The organism is Phenylobacterium sp. (assembly GCF_013822795.1).
In the GTDB taxonomy this organism is placed as follows: domain Bacteria; phylum Pseudomonadota; class Alphaproteobacteria; order Caulobacterales; family Caulobacteraceae; genus Phenylobacterium.
In genome coordinates this window covers 185040-202322 of the sequence record NZ_PNLB01000004.1, presented here as the reverse complement: position 1 = coordinate 202322, position 17283 = coordinate 185040, and the positions used below count along the sequence as shown (strand labels likewise).

The window sequence follows — 17283 nt, the reverse complement described above, 5'->3', positions numbered from 1 at the left end:
CAGCGGGAAGCTTGCCCATGTTCATGCGCTTTTTCACCGAGCTGCGCGAAGCCAAGGTGCCGGTGACGCTGAAAGAGTACCTGATGCTCATGGAGGCGCTGGACAAGGTGGTCATCGACCGCTCGGTCGAGGACTTCTACTTCCTGTCGCGCTCGGCCCTGGTGAAGGACGAGAAGAACCTCGACAAGTTCGACCAGGTCTTCTCCCACGTGTTCAAGGGCCTGGAGAAGGTCGAGGGCGCGGGCACGGCGGACATCCCGGCCGAATGGCTGCGCAAGATCTCCGAGAAGTTCCTGACCGAAGAGGAAAAGGCCCAGATCGAGGCCATGGGCGGCTTCGACAAGCTGATGGAAGCCCTGGCCGAACGGCTCAAGGAACAAAAGGAACGCCACGAGGGCGGCAACAAGATGATCGGCACCGGGGGCACCTCGCCCTTCGGCGCCAACGGCTACCATCCCGAAGGCGTGCGCATCGGCCAGGACAAGGGCCGCCACGGCAAGGCCGTGAAGGTCTGGGACAAGCGCGAATTCAAGAATCTCGACGACGCTGTCGAACTCGGCACCCGCAACATCAAGGTCGCCCTGCGCCGGCTGCGCAAATGGGTCCGTGACGGCGCCGCCGACGAACTGGACCTGCCCGGCACCATCAAGGGCACCGCCGAGAAGGGCTACCTGGACATCCAGCTGCGCCCTGAGCGCCGCAACAAGATCAGCGTGCTGATCTTCTTCGACATCGGCGGCTCGATGGACAGCCACATCAAGGTCTGCGAAGAGCTGTTCTCGGCCGCGCGCTCAGAATTCAAGAACATGGAATTCTACTACTTCCACAACTGCCTCTATGAGAGCGCGTGGAAGGACAACCGTCGACGTCACACCGAAAAGCTGAACACCTGGGACATCCTCCACAAGTACTCCAGCGACTATAAGGTCATCTTCGTTGGCGACGCGACGATGAGCCCCTACGAGATCACCTATCCGGGCGGCTCGGTCGAGCACTGGAACGAGGAAGCCGGCGCGATCTGGATGGACCGCGTGGCCCAGATCTACGAGCACGTGGTGTGGCTGAACCCGACGGCCGAGCGCCATTGGGACTACACCCCGTCGATCGAGGTGATGAAGCAGCTGGTCAACGAGCGCATGTTCCCCCTGACCATCGAGGGACTCGACAAGGCGATGCGGGAGCTGGCGCGCTAGGCCGCATCGCCCATCTCCTGCGACCTGCTAAGGTGGCGCGACGTATGAGAGATTCGCCCGTGGACCCGGCTCAGGCCAACGAAACCGAAGAAACCAACGAAGCCGCCACCAAGGCGGCCGTATTCTGCGCGGCCGAGCGATTGTTCGCCCTGCACGGGTTCCAGAACGTCTCGGTGCGCGACATCACCGCCGATGCGGGCGTGAACCTCGCCTCGGTGAACTATCACTTCGGCTCCAAGGACGCCTTGCTGTTCGAGATCTTCCGTCGCCGGACGGCGGAGCTGAACCGCGAACGCGCCCGCATGCTGCACGAGGCGAACGACCGCCATCAGGGGAACCCGCCGGTGCGGGACATCCTGGAGGCCCTGTTCGCCCCGCCGCTGCGCTGGGGCTCGCCCGAGAACGACCGCCGCATCTCGATCCAGTTCATCATCCGCTCCCGCAGCGAGGGGAACGAGGAGATGCGCGAGGCGCTGGCCAAGGACGTCAGCCACCTCGCCCGCTTCGCCGACGCCTTGGTCAAGGCCCGTCCCGAGCTGGCGCGCGACACCGTCTACTGGCGGCTGCACTTCTGCCTGGGCATGGTCCACAACAACCGCTTCGCCGAGTTCGACCGCCTGCACGTATTGTCGGATGGGGCGACGCGCGAGGGTGACACCACCGCGCTGCTGACCCGGATGCTCGACTTCGCCGAGGCCGGCTTCCAGGCCTAGACAGTCTCGACGAGCAGGCGGTTCGCCGCCTAGCTTGCTGCATGGATCTCATCGACCCGTTCGCCCAGGCCAGCCCGCGCCTGGCCACCCGCCACAAGAACGGCGAGCCGCATCAGGTGTTCTCCGGGTTCCTGTTCCACGTCGAGAGCGACCGCTACATCATCCTCACCGCCCTGCACTGCCTGCTGGCGCCCAACACCTTCTATTTCAAGAACCGCGGGACCGAGGCGACCTGGGCCGACACCTACGCCCACGATCTCGACTGCGCCGCGCTCGGCATCAGCGTCCCGCTCTATGACGGCCAGACGCCCCGCTTCCGCTGGCACCACGACCCGGACGACGCCTCGCTCGACGTCGCTGGCGTGCCCGTGCGGCTGCGCGGCGAGCCGCAGGCGATCAACTGGACAGGGCGCTTTGGCGACTACGACATCCTGTCCCAGGGCCTGCCGCTGACCACCGGCTCGGCGGGGATGATCTACGGCTTCCCCGGCGGGGCCGCGATCCTGCGCGAGGCGCCGATCGCCCGCGGCTTCACCCTGGCCAGCGACTATCGGCTCAATCCCTACGCCTTCCACATCGACGGCATCGGCGGGGCCGGCTGTTCCGGCGGCCCAGTCGCCCTGCGGGCCGAGCGCGGAGATCGGACCTTCATGCAGTGGATCGGCATCTACGTCGCCACCTACGAGGCCGAGCGCCTCGGCCGCTGCATCCCGCGCGAGCGGGTCATGGAACTGGTCGATGCGATGATCGACGAGCCGGAACTGTGGGCCTGACGCGCGCAAAAAGGAGTTGCGCCCCGGCCTAGCTTGGCGTCCCGTACCGGTGTTGTCGGGGGACGCATGGAGGCTTAGGGCTGCATGGCGACGACGTTCAAACTGAATGGCCGCGAGGTCACGGTCAAAGGCCCAGACGATAGCCCGCTGCTCTGGGCCATCCGCGACGAGCTCGGCCTCACCGGCACCAAGTTCGGCTGCGGCATCGGCGGCTGCGGCGCCTGCACGGTGCACCTCGACGGCGAGCCGGTGCGCGCGTGCGTCACGCCGGTCAGCTCCATCGCCGGCCACGCCATCACCACCATCGAAGGGCTGGACGCCAACGGCCGCGATCCGCTGCAGACCGCCTGGATCGAGGCCCAGGCCCCGCAGTGCGGCTACTGCCAGTCGGGCCAGATCATGTCGGCTGCGGCGCTGCTGAAGTCGACGCCCAATCCCACCGACGCCCAGATCGACGACGCCATGAACGGCAACCTCTGCCGCTGCATGTCCTATGTCCGGATCAGGAAGGCCATAAAGCTGGCCAGCTCCAAGATGCAGGGAGCCAAGGCATGAACGCGATCGCCCCCTTCTCGCGCCGCGGCTTCCTGGCCGCGATCGCCGCCACCGGCGCGGCCATGACCTTCGCGGTCGGTCCCGACGACGCCGCCGCCGCGGCCGGCGATTTCGAGCCGACCATCTGGTACTCGATCGGCCGCGACGGGATCGTCACCGTCAACGTGATCCGGGCCGAGATGGGCCAGCACGTCGGCACCGCCATCGCCCGCATCGTCGCCGACGAGCTTGAGGCCGACTGGTCCAAGGTCCGCATCAACCACGTCGATTCCGCCGCCAAGTGGGGCCTGATGGTCACCGGCGGCAGCTGGTCGGTCTGGCAGAGCTACCCCCTGATGAGCCAGGCCGGCGCGGCCGGCCGCATGGTGCTGATCGAGGAGGGCGCCAAGCTGCTCGGCGTCGATCCGAAAACCTGCACGGCGGCCAATAGCGCCGTCAGCGGCGGCGGCAAGTCGATCGGGTACGGCGACATCGTCGCGCGCGGAAATCTCAAGCGCAGCTTCACTGCCGACGAACTCGGCAAGATGCCGATCAAGAAGGCCGCAGACCGCCGGCTGGTCGGCAAGCCCTCGGCCCAGCTCGACATCGGTGAGAAGGTCGACGGCTCGGGCAAGTTCGGCATCGACGCCAAGGTCGACGGCATGGTCTACGCCCGGCCGAAGATCCCGCCGACCCGCAACGAGTCCAAGGTCGTCTCCGTCGACGACAGCGCCGCCAAGGCGGTGCCCGGCTACATCAGGACGATCACCCTCGAGGACCCGTCGAACACCGTCCCCGGCTGGGCGATGGTCATCGCCGAAAGCTTCGTCGCCGCCGACGCCGCCTGCGAACTGATCAAGGTGGAGTGGAGCTCGGGCGACACCGCCAAGACCTCGGAGGCCGACATCCAGAAGCGCGCCAGCGCCCTGATCGCCGATCCCAAGGCCGGCGCCCTGGTGGTCGAAGATCCCGGCGTCGATGCGGCATTTGCGGCCGCCAAGACCAAGCTGGAGCGCACCTACACCACCGCCAGCGCCCTGCACTTCCAGCTCGAGCCGGTCAACGCCCTGGCCCTGGTGAACAAGGACGGCTCCTACGAGATCCACACCGGCAACCAGTGGCAATCGCTGGTTCTGCCATGGCTGTCCAAGGCCCTAGGCGTGCCTGAGGACAAGATCGTCCTGAAGACCTACCTGCTGGGCGGCGGCTTCGGCCGGCGGCTCAACGGCGACTATGCGGTGCCCGCCGCACTGGCCGCCAAGGCGCTCGGCCGGCCGGTGAAGATGGTCTGCACCCGCGCCGACGACAGCCGCTTCGACTCCTTCCGCTCGCCCTCGGTCCAGGTCGTGAAGATGGCGTTCGGCGAGGGCGGGCGCGTGACCGCCATGGACCACGCCGCCTGCGCCGGCTGGCCGACCCAGGTCATGGCCCCGTTCTTCATGCCCAAGGGCGCGAACGACGTCGCCTACGACCCATTCGCGATCAGCGGCGCCAATCATTGGTATAGCGTCGGCGCCCAGCGCGTGCGCGCCGTGCCCAACGACCTGGCCAATCGCGCGTTCCGCCCGGGCTGGCTGCGCTCCGTCGGCCCGGGTTGGACCAACTGGGCGGTCGAGTGCTTCATGGACGAAGCGGCCCAGTCGGTGGGCAAGGACCCGCTGGCCTTCCGGCTGGCCATGCTGGACGGCGCGGGCCGCAACGCCGGAACCCCGCCCAACTCGGTCGGCGGCGCCAAGCGCCAGGCCGCAGTGCTCTCGCGCCTCGCCGCCAAGGCCGGCTGGGGCCAACAGCTGCCCAAGGGAACCGGGCTCGGCATCGCCACCACCTTCGGCCAGGAGCGCGACATGCCGACCTGGGTCGCCTGTGCGGCGCGGGTCAAGGTCGACGCCGCCAGCGGGGCGGTGAAGGTCGAGAAGCTGACCTTGGTCGCCGACGCCGGGACCATCGTCTCGCCCGAAGGCGCGCTCGCCCAGATGGAGGGCGCCGCGCTCTGGGGCATGAGCCTGGCGCTCTTCGAGGGCACCGAATTCGAGAACGGATCGCCGCGCGACACCAACCTCGACGGCTACACGCCGCTGCGGATGGCCGACACCCCCGCCCTCGACATCGAGTTCATCGAGAGCGCGGAAGTTCCGGTCGGATTGGGCGAACCGGCGACCACCGTGGTCGGCCCGGCGATCGGCAACGCGATCTTCAACGCCTGCGGCGCGCGGGTCCGTCACCTGCCGATCCGGCCCGAAGCCGTGCTCAACGCCTTGAAGACCAAGTCTTAACCCGCGGCGGCTATTTCCGGGCCGCGCCGCCTCCCCTCGCGGCGTGCAGCAAGTTCCGGAAAGCCCCTCGATGTATCGCCTTGTTCTCGCCGGCGGCGTGGCCGCCGCCGCGCTCCTGTCCTCCAGCGCCGCGCTCGCCGCCGACGCGCCGCAGGTCGAGGAGCTGATCGTCACCGGCGAGAAGACCGACCGTAGCCTGCAGGACACCGTCGCCAGCGTCGCCCTGTTCACCGAGCGCAGCCTCGACGCCCGCAACATCCAGGACCTCGGCGATCTGGTGAACCACGCCGCCAACGTCGCCGAGACCTATCAGGGCTTTGGCTTCACCATCCGCGGCGTCGCCAACAACGGCGTCTCGGGCGGCGGCAGCGGCGGCCTGGCCACCGTCTATCTCGATGGCGCCGCCCTGCCCGACCGCGCGTTGGCCGCCGGCCCGCTGAACATGTGGGACATCGCCCAGGCCGAGATTCTGCGCGGCCCGCAATCGACCCTGCAGGGCCGTAACACCCTGGCCGGCGCCATCGTCCTGCGCAGCAACGACCCGACCTGGACCTGGAGCGGCGTGGCCCGCGCCGACCTGGCCGACGACGAGTCCCGCATCCTGGCCTTCGCCGCCGGCGGTCCGATCGTCGCCGACCAACTGGCCTTCCGCCTGTCGTTCGAGGACCGCAACGCCGAAGGCTTCACCTACAACACCACCCGCAAGACCCAGGAAGACCCGCTGCTGTCGACCACCGTCCGCGGCAAGCTGCTGTTCACGCCCTCGGCCCTGCCTGACCTGACCGTGCGCGCCAGCGTGCTGCACAACCGGCACAAGGGCGGCTACATCTACAGCTACTCGCGTTCCGACGTCCCGAACCCGGCCGAGAACCGCGTCGCCACCAGCGACTATCCGGGCCAAACCCGCAGCACCTCGGACATCCTGACGGTCAACGCCGACTACGCCATCTCCGACCAGCTCAAGCTCACCTCGGTGACCGCCTGGAGCAAGGTGCGCAGCGACAGCCTGTTCGACATGGACGGCGGCCCGGCCTCGATCGCTTATGGCCAAGAACACGATCTCGACCGCTCGATCTCGCAGGAACTGCGGCTGCACTATGAAGGCGAGCGTCTGTCCGGCCTCGCCGGCCTCTACTTCGCCAATCGCGATCGCGACTTCTCGGTCGCCACGCGCAACGCCCTGGCCACGCCGCGCGCCACCCTGCTGGGCGTGCTGATGAGCGCGCCGTTCAACCTGCCGGCGGCGACCGCCAACGCCGCGGCCAACGCCTATGTCGCGGCCCTACCCGCGGTCTCGGTCGACTTCGCCGGCCGCGCGCCGGAAGAGATCCAGACCGTCGCCCTGTTCGCCGACGGCCGTTACCAGCTGACCCCGCAGCTCTCGCTGCTGGCAGGTTTCCGCTATGACCGCGAAGAGAACACCCTGTCGGTGGCCCAGGCCACGCGCTTCGCCGGGACCTATCCGAACCCCGCCGCCTTCGGCGCCCTGGCCCCGGTGATCGCCGGACTGAACCAGGTCGTCGGCCTCTACGTCGCCCAGGCCACCGCCAACCAGCCGGAGACCTCGCGCACCTTCGAGGCGTTCCTGCCGAAGGTCGGGCTGAAGTACGACCTGACCGAGGACGCCTCGCTGAGCTTCGTGGCCCAGCGCGGCTATCGTTCAGGCGGCGCCAACATCAACGTCATCCGCTCGGCGGTCGTGCCCTATGATCCGGAATACACCTGGAACTACGAGATCGCCGCGCGCACCAGCTGGCTGGACGGCGCCCTGACGGTCAACGCCAACGCCTACTATGTCGACTGGACCGACCAGCAGGTGGTCGTGAACCTCAGCGCCACGCCGTACGACTACCAGACCGAAAACGCCGGGGCCTCGACCCTCTACGGCGCCGAACTCGAAGCGGCCTATCGCCCGTCGGCCGCCTGGGACATCTACGGCTCGGTCGGCTACAGCCACACCGAGTTCGACGACTTCACCATCCGCGCCGGGACGACCACCATCGACCTGTCGGGCAGCGAGTTCGCCTTCGCCCCGGAATGGACCTTGAACCTCGGCGGCGCCTATCGCTGGGCCAACGGCGTGTTCGTCAACCTGGACGCCGGCTATCGCAGCGAGTCCTACGGCGTCTCGGGCCCGACCCAGAGCGCCAACAAGCTCGACGCCCGCACCCTGCTGGGCGGCAAGATCGGCTACCAGGCCGAACGCTGGACCCTGGCCGCCTACGCGACCAACCTGCTCGACGAAGAGTACGTCCAGTTCCGCCAGCCGACCCTCAACCGCGCTATGTACGGCGCGCCGCGCGTTTTCGGGGCCGTCCTCGAAACTCGTTGGTGACGACAGCGTGATCCCGCCGGACCGGCTCAGGTTCGGCGGGCGCATGCTCCAAATCCAAAAAGCTCAGAGCGCGATCAGATTCTATCGAAGCCGTTTGCGCTCTGGGCCCCGCGCGCCCCTTCCCCCGCGGTATCGGACTCTGGTACGACGGTCGGCATAAAATTTAGCCGTAATGATTAGGGAGTCGCCCGCGCGACCCATTTAGCGATCCGCGCGCGGGCGGGACGCGATTGGAAGCACATATTTCAAGAGAGGACGCGGCCGTCGCCGTGTCTGAAGACGCCCCTGTCGAGCTCACCCTGGCGGAGAAGGAAGCCGCCTACGAGAAGTTCGTCTGGGACAATCTGAAGCGCAACTACATCGGCAACTACCTGCACGGCATGCTCGGCATGACCGGGTTCAGGTTGATCAACGCGCCGACCTTCCTCCCCGCCTACCTGCACATGATCTCCGGATCGAACACCATCGTCGGCCTCGGCCTGGCGCTGCAGCAGGTCGGCAGCGTGATTTCGCCGATCTTCGGCGCCACCCAGATCGAACACCGCAGCAAGGTCATGCCAGCCGCCGTCTGGATGGGCGGCCTGGCCCGTGTCCAGATCGTCGGCATGGCGCTAGCCGGCTGGTTCCTCAAGGGTCAGTCGCTGGTCGTCACCATGATGATCCTGATGTTCCTGTTCGGGCTGTTCATGGGCACCCAGCGGGTGGTCTTCGGCCTGCTGATGGCCAAGGTCATTCCGCTCAGCCGCCGCGGCCGTCTGCAGGCCTGGCGCAACGCCACCGGCGGGCTTATCGCCGCCGCCCTCGCCTGGGCGGCCGGCAAATATCTCATCGAAGGCAATGTGCTCGGCAACGGCTACGCCACCACGTTCGCCCTCGCCGCCTTCCTGACGACCATGGGCCTATGGGCGCTGCAAATCCTGCTGAAGGAGCCCGAGCCCCCGAACCTGCCGGCCCAGGCCAGGTTCCGAGACCGCCTCAAAGACTTCCCGGCGCTGATCATGTCCGACAAGGGCTATGCCTGGTTCCTGGTGGTGCAGATGGTCGCCACGGCCAGCCGGATCGCGACGCCGTTCTACATCATCTTCGTCTCCTCCACGATGAAGCTGGACGGCATGACGCTGGGCCTGCTCAGCCTCGCCTACCTTGGCGCCGACACCCTGTCGAACCTCGTCTGGGGCTATCTCGGCGACAAGACCGGCTTCAAGCTGGTGTTGGTCTGCTCGTTGATCGGCTGGGCGGCGGCCACGACCCTGCTGATGCTGAACCATGAGCCGTGGGCAGTGTTCGTGGCCTTCTTCGGCCTCGGCGCGGCGCAGTCCGGCTACATGATGGCCGCCCAGACCATGATCCTGGAGTTCGGCTCCCGGGCCGAGATGCCGATGCGCATCGCCATTTCCTCGACCGCCGAGGGCATCATGGCCTCGCTCGGTCCGCTGGCCGGCGGCTTCATCGCCGACCACTACGGCTTCAACGTGGTGTTCGGCGCTTCGATCGGCTTCCTGGTCGTCGGCTTGGTCATCCTTCTCACCGTTGTGAAGGAACCGCGCACCGCACGGATGGCCTCACTCTGAAGGCGTGCTAGATCGATCGTATGAAGCCCGAGAAGGATCCTGAGGTCGTCGACCTCGCCCAGCATCGAAAGGCCGTCCAGGCTCGCGAGGCGGCGGCCAAGGCCGCCCGCGAGAAAGCCGCCCGACAGGCGAAGTCGGGCGGCTCGATGCTCGGTGGGCGCAAGCACGCCGGCCTGATCCTGATCGTCGCGATCCTCGTGCTGCTGGCGGTCTTCGTTCTGCCGCGCCTGCTCTAGGGCGAAATACCTCCGCGCCGTGTCACACGGCGCGGGGCCAGCGCGTCCTGTTGCTGAACCCCAAGCACAGGACCTCCCCATGTCTGCTCGCCTGAACCCCTTCGCCGCCGCCCCGGAAATGATCGCGGCCATGACCGCGCTCGAAGAGGCCGTAGTGTCCTCCGGGCTCGAACACAGCCTGATCGAGCTGGTGAAGACCCGCGCCTCCCAGATCAACGGCTGCGCCTTCTGCATCCACATGCACACCCGCGACGCCCGCGCTCACGGCGAGAGCGAAGAGCGCCTGTACCTGCTGTCGGCCTGGTGGGAGAGCTCGCTGTTCACCCCGCGGGAGAAGGCGGCGCTGACCTGGACCGACTCCCTGACCCTGATCGCCCAGACCCGCGCGCCGGACACCGACTACGCGACCATGCGCGAGCACTTCGACGAGGGCGAGGCCGTGAAGCTGACCATGCTGATCGGCGCGATCAACGTCTGGAACCGGCTGGCGGTCGGCTTCCGCACGCAGCATCCGCGCAAGTGGGTCGCCGAGAAGGCGGCCTAAGCCGCCAGCTTGGCCGCGGCGGCCTGGGCGATGCGCGCCTTGGCCATCTCGTTGGCGACTTCGTGGCTCGGCCGTCCCTCGGACGCGGCGCGGTCGAGCACCTCTTCCAGCGTCAGGGTCAGGCGGTCGAGCTTGGCCTCGACCCAGGCCTGGTCGAACGCTTCGCCGCGCTCCAGAGCGCGGATCTCGCCGGCGACGTTGATGATGCCGCCGCCGTTGATCACGTAGTCGGGCGTATAGAGGATCCCACGCGCAAACAGCTCGCGGCCGATCTCCGGGCTGGCCAGCTGGTTGTTGGCGCCGCCGGCGATGATCCGCGCCTTCAGCCGCGGCAGGGTGCTCTCGTTGATCGCCCCGCCCAGAGCGCACGGCGCGAAGACGTCGGCCTCGGCGTCGAAGATCGCGCCCGGCGCCACGATGCTCGCCCCGGTCCGCGCCGCGACCTGCGACAGCGCCTCGTCATTGACGTCGGTGATGATCAGCTTGGCCCCGGCCGCGTGCAGCTTTTCAGCCAGGTAAGCGCCGACATGGCCGACGCCCTGGATGGCGACGGTCACCCCGTCCAGCTCGCGATTCAGGCCGCGGCGCACCGCCAGCCGCACGCCGCGGAACACGCCCTCGGCGGTCACCGGGCTCGGATCGCCGGAGGCGGCCGGGTGGCCCTCCAACCCGGCGACGTAGCGGGTCTGCTTGCGCGCATAACCGAGATCGACCGGCGAGACGCCGACATCCTCGGCCGTCCAGTAGACGCCGTTCAGCGCCTCGATCGCACGGCCGAAGGCTTCGAACAGCGCCGGGGTCTTCATCGTCCGGCTGTCGCCGATGATCACCGACTTGCCGCCCCCGAGTTCCAGGTCGGCCATGGCGTTCTTGTAGGACATCGCCCGCGACAGCCGCAGCGCGTCGTCGAGCGCCGCCTCGGCGCTGGCATAGGGCCACATCCGGCAGCCGCCCGCCGCGGGCCCGCGCGCGGTCGAATGCACCGCGACGATCGCCTTCAGGCCGGTTTTTTCATCGAAGAACGAATGGACGCCTTCGTGACCCTCGAATGCGGAGGAATCGAACAAGGTCATGCTGCAATCAAAGCCTCAGACTGGAAGAGCTTGCCTCCGCCTTACGCCCCTGCCCTGCGCTTCACAAGCCTGCTCTGACTCGCCCCGCGGCCTCGGCGTTGATGGGCGCGTTGGGCTGGGTCGGCGAACCTGGAATGGGCGGCGCACCGGACGGCAGCGGCGCCTGCGGCGTCTTGATGAACGACAGCAGGTCGGCCCAGACCACCGGCCCCTGATGGTCGCGGGTCATCAGATGCCAGCCCTTGCTGTAGTAGGCCGAGCGGTCGGTCGGCTTCAGCCGCTTGGCGGCCTGGAACGACGGCTTCTCCGGAATGATCTCGTCGTTGGCGCCATAGATGTAGAGCGTCGGGACCTTGATCTGCCCAGTCCCCGCCCAGGCCCGCTCCATCATCGCCACCAGGCCGTAGAGCGTGTCCGAACGCGCGCCCCAGACCATCAGCGGGTCGCGGCCCATGGCCACCAGTTCCTCGTGATTGTCGGTCGGCTTCACCCGGCTGGTCAGCCAGCGGGGCGGCTCGTAGACCTTGGCGGCGGTGAACCGCGAGGCGAGCCAGAGCATGGTCTTGTAAGGCAGCGGTTGGTTCGACCAGCCCCAGACCGCAGGCGCCATCAGGATCAGCCGGTCGGCGGCGGGCGGCACGTCGGAGGCGAAGGCCTCGATCGCCACAGCCCCGCCCATGCTCTCGCCTGCGACGATCAGCGGCACGCCCGGATGGCGCGTCCGGACCACCGAGACCATGGTCCGCAGGTCGTCGATCATCAGCTCGTCGCCGCCCCAGATGCCGCGATGAGGCGACCGTCCGAAGCCGCGCTGGTCGAAGGCGTAGGTGGTGACCCCGTTCTGCGCCCAGTAGGGCGCGGCCAGGTGAAAGGCGTTGGCGTAGTCGTTCATCCCGTGAAGCGCCACGACCACCGCCTGCGGTTCGCCATCGGCCTCCCAGCGGCTCAGGCCCAGCCGCGCGCCATCGAACGAGACGAACGCGTCGCGCTCCAGATGCGGCCCCTGGAAACTCGACGGCGGCGCGCCGGCCTGCTGCACCATCAAGGGGGTGCAGGCGCTCAGCATCACGGCGGCGAGGATGGCGACGAGGCGTTTCACGAGCCGAGGATCTCCAAAACCCTTTGGCGAAGATAGGGCGCCACCTCGGCTTCGAACCAGGGATTCCGTTTCAGCCAGCCGGTGTTGCGCCAGGATGGGTGCGGCATCGGCAGATAGCTCGGCGCATAGTCGCGCCAGGCCCGCACGGTCTGCGTCATGTTGCCTCTGGCCCGCGGCCCCAGCGCCCAATCCTGGGCATAGCTCCCAACTAGCAGCGTCAACTCCACCTTGGGCAGCTCAGCCAGCAGCCGCGCCCGCCAGAGCTGCGCGCAGCGCCGCGGCGGCGGATAGTCGCCGCCCTTCGGGTTGGTCCCCGGGAAGCAGAACGCCATGGCCGCGACGCCGATCTCCGGCCGACCGTAGAAAGTCGCCGCATCGATCCCCATCCACTGGCGCAGGCGATCGCCGGAGGCGTCGGTGAACGGCAAGCCGCTCTCGTGCACCCGCCGGCCGGGCGCCTGACCGGCGATCAGCAGCCGGGTCTGCGCGCGCACGAACACCACCGGCCGCGGCGCATGCGGCAGGTCGCCTGCGCACGCCCGGCAGGCTGCGATGTCCTCGAGAACGGCCGAAAGGCTCATCGGCCCGATATAGGGCGCCCGGCCGGCAAGGACAGCGTCGCAAGCGCCGCATAACTAAGCCTTATCGATGTTCCCGTACGTTGCCGCGACGTTCGGGGGACGGCCATGAGCGAGTATTCCGATCCGCAGCCACATGTAGACCTCCGCACAGGGGAGTCCTGGCTCGCGGCCTTATCTCGGGCCTTGCGCGAAGATCGACTGCTGTACGCCGTCATCGGCGCCTACGTGTTCGCGACAGCGGCCTTGGCTTGGAGCCTGGGCAGGCATGACGCCGCCACGGTCCTCCTGCCGTTTCTAACGCCATTGAGATTCCTCTACAGCGGAGTTGTGCTCTTCGTTGTCGGCGTCGATCTCACGAGGGCCATCGGGGCCGCCCCAAGGGCGCCTCTGACAGAGTTTGTCAGTCGAGTGCGGGCGCGGCTGACCCCCGACATCGTTCGCCCGATCTTGATGATCCTGGCGCTCACGGCGTTCTTGGGCTCGTTCACCACCGCCAAGACCAGCTTGGCCCATTTCGGCGGGTTCACGTGGGATCAGAAGCTCGCCGAGCTCGACGCTTGGCTGCACGGCGGCGTCGATCCCTGGCGCCTGCTGCATCCTCTGCTGGCCCATCAACCCCTAACCAGGGTCCTGCAGTTCTGCTACCTGCCGGTATGGCTTACGCTCGCCTTCTGCGCGCCGCTGTGGGTGGCGACGGCGCCGCGGCTCGCGAGCATCCGCACCCGTTTCTTGGCGGCCTATCTGCTGACCTGGATCCTGCTAGGCAACGTCTTGGCCGCAACCTTCCTGAGCGCGGGGCCCGTCTATTTCGGCCAAGTCACCGGCGACGTCGATCGTTTCAAGCCGCTGATGGACTATCTCGCCTTTAGCGCCGGAACGTCCAACTCAAGCTACGACCTGCAGCAGTGGCTCTGGCTCCTGCACAGCACCGGCCAGGCCCACACCGGATCGGGCATCTCGGCCTTCCCAAGCCTGCATGTCGCAATGGCGACGCTGATTGCGATCCTAGGCTCGTTAGTTGGCCGCAAGGCGTTTGCGCTCGCCGTTGGTTACCTGGTGCTGATCCTGGCCGCATCGGTGCACCTAGGATGGCACTACGCGATCGACGGCTACGCCTCGATCATTCTGACGACCACCCTCTGGTTCGCGCTGCGGCCCTTGGACGGCCGCAACCAGACCCGGCCGATCGCCTAGTCCTCGGCGTTGGGACCTGCGCCCGGCGCGACCACTTCGCCTTCCAGCGGCAACCGCAGGCGATAGACGCCCTTGAACTTCTCCGGGTCCGCGGGTTTGCCGTGGCGAGTGATGACGATCTTGCCCTGACGAGCCAGGCCCCGCGCGGTGTTGCGCACGTGGCCGGTCAGCCGACGCCAATTCTCGTTGTCGGCGGCGCGCGCCACCTCCTCGGAGGAGGCTGACTTGCCGGGCGCCAGCTTGCCCAGCACTTCGAAGATCACGGCTTCCATGTCGACGCTCATGGGCCTCCTATGCCTGATGATCGGCCCGATGGCGAGGCGAGGCGCAAACTGGCCTGTAAGAAATCCCCCAGCGGCGCGACTACCTTGATCGATGGAGCACCCGGGCGAGGTCATGGATCAGGACGAGCGCTACGCTGAGGCGGCGCGGGGCTATGGCGAGGCGATTGATCGCTTGGCGCGCGGCTACGAAGCGGACGCAGACGCCCGGCGGGATCTGGTCCAGGACATTCACCTGGCGCTCTGGCGCAGCTTCGCAGTCTTTGACGGCCGCTGCTCCTTGCGGACCTGGGTCTATCGCGTGGCGCACAATACGGCGACCAGCCACATCCAGGTCCGGCGCCGCCATCGCCGGGTCGACGGCGACTCCGGCGCGCTGGCGCAACTGCCCGCCGAGGACGACCCCGAAGCGGCGACCGGACAGGCCCAGGCCCTGACCCGGCTCATGGACCTGGTCCAGGCCCTCGCCCCTCTCGAGCGCCAGGTGGCGCTGCTTTACCTCGAAGACCTCGACGCGGCGTCGATCGGCGAGATCACGGGTCTTAGCGCCGGCGCGGTCGCCCAGAAGATTCACCGGCTGAAGGCGTTGCTCGCCCGCCGGTTTCGCGGAGGCGCGGCATGACTCCCGACCAATCAGACCAAGACCTGAAGGCCCTTTGGCGCAACCAGCAGATGGAGACCGGCCCCATGAGCATCGAGCAGATTCACGCCCGCGCGTTCCAGTCGCGTATCCAGGTCCGCAATCTGGTGGAGTACGCCGCCAGCGTGCTGGTGCTCGCGCTCTTCGGCTTCTACGCGGTCTACTTCCCGCATCCGATGATGAAGCTGGGCGCCGTGATGATCATGGCCGGGACCGCCGTCATGGCCTGGCAACTGCACCGCCGCGCTTCGGCCAGGATCTTGCCTCCGGAGGCGGCGGCCGGCGCCTCGCTCGCCTTCCATAGGGCCGAACTGGTCCGACAGCGCGACGCCCTGCGTTCGGCCTTCTGGTGGTACATCGCGCCCTTCGCCCCGGGCATGATGGTGTTCGTCGCCGGGATGGCGCAGGCCCGCGCAGGGGCGTCTCTTGGCCACCTCGCGCCGCTCGCGGCGCTGATCTGCGCCTATCTTGCGGCCTGGTTCCTGATGAACCGGCGCGCAGCCAAGCGGCTGCAGGCCGAGATCGACGACATCGACGCCCTGATGGACGCCCCTTAGCCGCCGCGCTTGATGGTTTCGCGGGCGATGACCACCTGCTGGATCTGGCTGGTGCCTTCGTAGATCCGGAAGATGCGCACGTCGCGATAGAAGCGCTCGATGCCGTGGTCGGCGACATAGCCGGCGCCGCCGAAGATCTGCACCGCGCGGTCGGCGACACGGCCGACCATCTCCGAGGCGAAGTACTTGGCCGCCGCCGCTTCCATGGTCACGCTCTGGCCGGCATCGCGCTTGCGGGCGGTCTCCATGGTCATGGCCTTGGCGACCAGCGCCTCGGTCTTGGAGTCGGCGATCATCCCCTGGACCAGCTGGAAGTTCGAGATCGCCTGGCCGAACTGCTTGCGCTCGGTCGCGTAGGCCACGCAGTCGGCCAGCAGCCGCTCGGCCACGCCGATGCAGACCGCCGAGATGTGCAGCCGGCCGCGGTCCAGCACCTGCATGGCGACCTTGAAGCCTTCGCCCTCGGCGCCCAGGCGGTTCTCGATCGGCACCCGGACGTTGTCGAAGATCACGTCGCAGATGTGCGCGCCCTGCTGGCCCATCTTCTTCTCGGGCTTGCCGACCGACAGGCCCGGCAGATTGCGCTCGACCAGGAAGGCGCTGACACCGCCGCCGCCGGCCTTGCCCGGATCGCTGCGGGCCATGACCGTGAATAGGTCGGCCTTGTTGGCGTTGGTGATGAAGCGCTTGGTGCCGTTCAGGACATAGACGTCGCCGTCGCGGAGGGCGGTGGTCTGGACGTTGGCGCTGTCCGATCCGGCCTCCGGCTCGGTCAGGGCGAACGAGGTGATGATCTCGCCCGAGGCGATGCCCGGCAGGTACTTGGCCTTCTGGGCCTCGGTGCCGAACATCACCAGTCCCTGGCTGCCGATGCCGACATTGGTGCCGAACGCCGAGCGGAAGGCCGGGCTGGTGCGGCCCAGCTCGACGCCGACCAGGCACTCGTCTTCCATCGACAGGTCGAGGCCGCCGAACTCCTCGGGGATCGACAGGCCGAACAGGCCCAGCCCCTTCATCTCGTCGATGACCTCGGCCGGAATGGCGTCGTCCTCGGAGACCTTGGCCTCCAGCGGCCGAAGCCGTTCGGTGACGAACCGGCGGACGGTGTCGATGAGTTGCTCGCGGGTTTCGAGGTCGAGGGCCATGGAGAAGTCTCGGCTATTGGCAGACGTGCTGGTCCGCCGGGGTCTCGGCGAACTTGGACAGGGTGACGCTGATAACGGGATCGGGCCAGACCTCATAGCCCACCGCGCCGGCGGGCACAGAGCAGATCGTGCTCATCCGCTTCATCAGCTTGCCGCCGCGCAGGGCGGTGATCTCGGCCTCATAGGCCAGCGGCCGGGTCAGGCCGTTCCAGATTTTGAGGATCGACTGGCGTTTCTCGACCGAGGCGTCGAGCGCAAAGGCCAGCTTGCCGGCCCCCGCGCCCTTGTAGGTTTCCTTGCCGTCGGCGACAGCCATGCCGATGCGGCCGGCCTCGACGTCATCCAGCGCCGGCTGGCCGGCTCCATCCAGGCGGATCACCGCCCGTTGGCCGGTCATGACCTGGACCACGCCGCCCTCGACCTTGGTGTGCGGGTCCAGCCCGGCCGCTTTCAGCGCTTCGACCGGAACGGTCGGCATCTGAGCGTGAGCCGCCCCGGCCGCGAGCCAGACGCCCAGCGCCGCGATGGCCAGAATTCGCAT

Annotated in this window: 18 protein-coding genes; 12 read left to right on the top strand and 6 right to left on the bottom strand. The window is 67.8% G+C overall.

All coding sequences use genetic code 11. From position 1 onward, the window contains the following. The first annotated feature begins 17 nt into the window (after positions 1-17). The 9 genes from C0481_RS05410 to C0481_RS05370 all read left to right on the top strand — a co-directional run bounded on the left by C0481_RS05410 (position 18) and on the right by C0481_RS05370 (position 10172). Positions 18-1193, top strand: a complete 1176-nt coding sequence (locus tag C0481_RS05410; protein WP_293401436.1) for a VWA domain-containing protein — start codon at positions 18-20, stop codon at positions 1191-1193. A 44-nt stretch (positions 1194-1237) separates the two neighbouring features. Further along, complete coding sequence (locus tag C0481_RS05405) at positions 1238-1906, top strand: TetR/AcrR family transcriptional regulator (RefSeq protein ID WP_293401434.1); 669 nt, start codon at positions 1238-1240, stop codon at positions 1904-1906. 41 nt (positions 1907-1947) lie between these two features. After that, positions 1948-2679: a hypothetical protein gene (locus C0481_RS05400; protein WP_293401432.1), complete on the top strand. Its 732-nt coding sequence runs from the start codon at positions 1948-1950 to the stop codon at positions 2677-2679. Positions 2680-2763: 84 nt separating this feature from the next. Beyond that, positions 2764-3234, top strand: coding sequence for a (2Fe-2S)-binding protein (locus C0481_RS05395; protein ID WP_293401430.1), 471 nt, complete (start codon positions 2764-2766; stop codon positions 3232-3234). After that, entirely contained in the window at positions 3231-5486 is a 2256-nt protein-coding gene (locus C0481_RS05390) for a molybdopterin cofactor-binding domain-containing protein (RefSeq protein ID WP_293401428.1), read from the top strand. Before C0481_RS05395 ends, C0481_RS05390 begins: the two co-directional genes overlap by 4 nt. 70 nt (positions 5487-5556) lie before the next feature. Further along, positions 5557-7821, top strand: a complete 2265-nt coding sequence (locus C0481_RS05385; RefSeq protein ID WP_293401426.1) for a TonB-dependent receptor — start codon at positions 5557-5559, stop codon at positions 7819-7821. Between the two features lie 269 nt (positions 7822-8090). After that, the gene (locus C0481_RS05380; protein ID WP_293401424.1) at positions 8091-9392 is read left to right on the top strand and encodes an MFS transporter; all 1302 of its coding nucleotides are present in this window, start codon (positions 8091-8093) and stop codon (positions 9390-9392) included. Between the two features lie 20 nt (positions 9393-9412). Further along, positions 9413-9628 (top strand): hypothetical protein, encoded by a 216-nt coding sequence (locus C0481_RS05375; protein ID WP_293401422.1) that lies wholly within the window; start codon positions 9413-9415, stop codon positions 9626-9628. A 79-nt stretch (positions 9629-9707) separates the two neighbouring features. Then, on the top strand, positions 9708-10172 hold the full coding sequence (locus tag C0481_RS05370; protein ID WP_293401420.1) for a carboxymuconolactone decarboxylase family protein: 465 nt from the start codon (positions 9708-9710) through the stop codon (positions 10170-10172). Here C0481_RS05370 and C0481_RS05365 read toward each other — a convergent pair. The 3 genes from C0481_RS05365 to C0481_RS05355 all read right to left on the bottom strand — a co-directional run bounded on the left by C0481_RS05365 (position 10169) and on the right by C0481_RS05355 (position 12925). After that, complete coding sequence (locus C0481_RS05365; RefSeq protein WP_293401418.1) at positions 10169-11245, bottom strand: Glu/Leu/Phe/Val dehydrogenase dimerization domain-containing protein; 1077 nt, start codon at positions 11243-11245, stop codon at positions 10169-10171. The two genes, C0481_RS05370 and C0481_RS05365, sit on opposite strands and share 4 nt — an antisense overlap. A 61-nt stretch (positions 11246-11306) precedes the next feature. After that, positions 11307-12344, bottom strand: coding sequence for an alpha/beta hydrolase (locus tag C0481_RS05360; RefSeq protein ID WP_293401416.1), 1038 nt, complete (start codon positions 12342-12344; stop codon positions 11307-11309). After that, the gene (locus tag C0481_RS05355; protein ID WP_293401414.1) at positions 12341-12925 is read right to left on the bottom strand and encodes a uracil-DNA glycosylase family protein; all 585 of its coding nucleotides are present in this window, start codon (positions 12923-12925) and stop codon (positions 12341-12343) included. Before C0481_RS05355 ends, C0481_RS05360 begins: the two co-directional genes overlap by 4 nt. A 105-nt stretch (positions 12926-13030) precedes the next feature. Between C0481_RS05355 and C0481_RS05350 the strand changes: the two genes are divergently transcribed. After that, positions 13031-14119, top strand: a complete 1089-nt coding sequence (locus tag C0481_RS05350) for a phosphatase PAP2 family protein (RefSeq protein ID WP_293401412.1) — start codon at positions 13031-13033, stop codon at positions 14117-14119. On the opposite strand, the gene C0481_RS05345 is transcribed toward C0481_RS05350, so the two are convergent. After that, positions 14116-14403: a DUF3253 domain-containing protein gene (locus C0481_RS05345; RefSeq protein WP_293401410.1), complete on the bottom strand. Its 288-nt coding sequence runs from the start codon at positions 14401-14403 to the stop codon at positions 14116-14118. The two genes, C0481_RS05350 and C0481_RS05345, sit on opposite strands and share 4 nt — an antisense overlap. A 112-nt stretch (positions 14404-14515) precedes the next feature. On the opposite strand from C0481_RS05345, the gene C0481_RS05340 reads away from it, so the two are divergent. Together C0481_RS05340 and C0481_RS05335 are read left to right on the top strand one after the other, a co-directional pair. Then, positions 14516-15022, top strand: a complete 507-nt coding sequence (locus C0481_RS05340) for a sigma-70 family RNA polymerase sigma factor (RefSeq protein WP_293401408.1) — start codon at positions 14516-14518, stop codon at positions 15020-15022. Beyond that, positions 15019-15597 (top strand): hypothetical protein, encoded by a 579-nt coding sequence (locus C0481_RS05335; RefSeq protein ID WP_293401406.1) that lies wholly within the window; start codon positions 15019-15021, stop codon positions 15595-15597. The genes C0481_RS05340 and C0481_RS05335 overlap by 4 nt, the downstream gene beginning before the upstream one ends. Here C0481_RS05335 and C0481_RS05330 read toward each other — a convergent pair. Both C0481_RS05330 and C0481_RS05325 read right to left on the bottom strand, forming a co-directional pair. Beyond that, the gene (locus C0481_RS05330; protein ID WP_293401404.1) at positions 15594-16742 is read right to left on the bottom strand and encodes an acyl-CoA dehydrogenase family protein; all 1149 of its coding nucleotides are present in this window, start codon (positions 16740-16742) and stop codon (positions 15594-15596) included. The two genes, C0481_RS05335 and C0481_RS05330, sit on opposite strands and share 4 nt — an antisense overlap. Positions 16743-16755: 13 nt before the next feature. Next, positions 16756-17283 carry a hypothetical protein gene (locus tag C0481_RS05325; RefSeq protein ID WP_293401402.1) on the bottom strand — a complete coding sequence of 176 codons (528 nt, stop codon included), beginning with the start codon at positions 17281-17283 and terminating at the stop codon, positions 16756-16758.

Excerpts from the sequence above, each read along its gene's own strand:
- C0481_RS05410 (WP_293401436.1), top strand. The coding sequence starts at position 18 with ATGTTCATGCGCTTTTTCACCGAGCTGCGCGAAGCCAAGGTGCCGGTG.
- C0481_RS05405 (WP_293401434.1), top strand. The coding sequence starts at position 1,238 with ATGAGAGATTCGCCCGTGGACCCGGCTCAGGCCAACGAAACCGAAGAA.
- C0481_RS05400 (WP_293401432.1), top strand. The coding sequence starts at position 1,948 with ATGGATCTCATCGACCCGTTCGCCCAGGCCAGCCCGCGCCTGGCCACC.
- C0481_RS05395 (WP_293401430.1), top strand. The coding sequence starts at position 2,764 with ATGGCGACGACGTTCAAACTGAATGGCCGCGAGGTCACGGTCAAAGGC.
- C0481_RS05390 (WP_293401428.1), top strand. The coding sequence starts at position 3,231 with ATGAACGCGATCGCCCCCTTCTCGCGCCGCGGCTTCCTGGCCGCGATC.
- C0481_RS05385 (WP_293401426.1), top strand. The coding sequence starts at position 5,557 with ATGTATCGCCTTGTTCTCGCCGGCGGCGTGGCCGCCGCCGCGCTCCTG.
- C0481_RS05375 (WP_293401422.1), top strand. The coding sequence starts at position 9,413 with ATGAAGCCCGAGAAGGATCCTGAGGTCGTCGACCTCGCCCAGCATCGA.
- C0481_RS05370 (WP_293401420.1), top strand. The coding sequence starts at position 9,708 with ATGTCTGCTCGCCTGAACCCCTTCGCCGCCGCCCCGGAAATGATCGCG.
- C0481_RS05365 (WP_293401418.1), bottom strand. The coding sequence starts at position 11,245 with ATGACCTTGTTCGATTCCTCCGCATTCGAGGGTCACGAAGGCGTCCAT.
- C0481_RS05355 (WP_293401414.1), bottom strand. The coding sequence starts at position 12,925 with ATGAGCCTTTCGGCCGTTCTCGAGGACATCGCAGCCTGCCGGGCGTGC.
- C0481_RS05350 (WP_293401412.1), top strand. The coding sequence starts at position 13,031 with ATGAGCGAGTATTCCGATCCGCAGCCACATGTAGACCTCCGCACAGGG.
- C0481_RS05345 (WP_293401410.1), bottom strand. The coding sequence starts at position 14,403 with ATGAGCGTCGACATGGAAGCCGTGATCTTCGAAGTGCTGGGCAAGCTG.
- C0481_RS05340 (WP_293401408.1), top strand. The coding sequence starts at position 14,516 with ATGGATCAGGACGAGCGCTACGCTGAGGCGGCGCGGGGCTATGGCGAG.
- C0481_RS05335 (WP_293401406.1), top strand. The coding sequence starts at position 15,019 with ATGACTCCCGACCAATCAGACCAAGACCTGAAGGCCCTTTGGCGCAAC.
- C0481_RS05330 (WP_293401404.1), bottom strand. The coding sequence starts at position 16,742 with ATGGCCCTCGACCTCGAAACCCGCGAGCAACTCATCGACACCGTCCGC.
- C0481_RS05325 (WP_293401402.1), bottom strand. The coding sequence starts at position 17,283 with ATGCGAATTCTGGCCATCGCGGCGCTGGGCGTCTGGCTCGCGGCCGGG.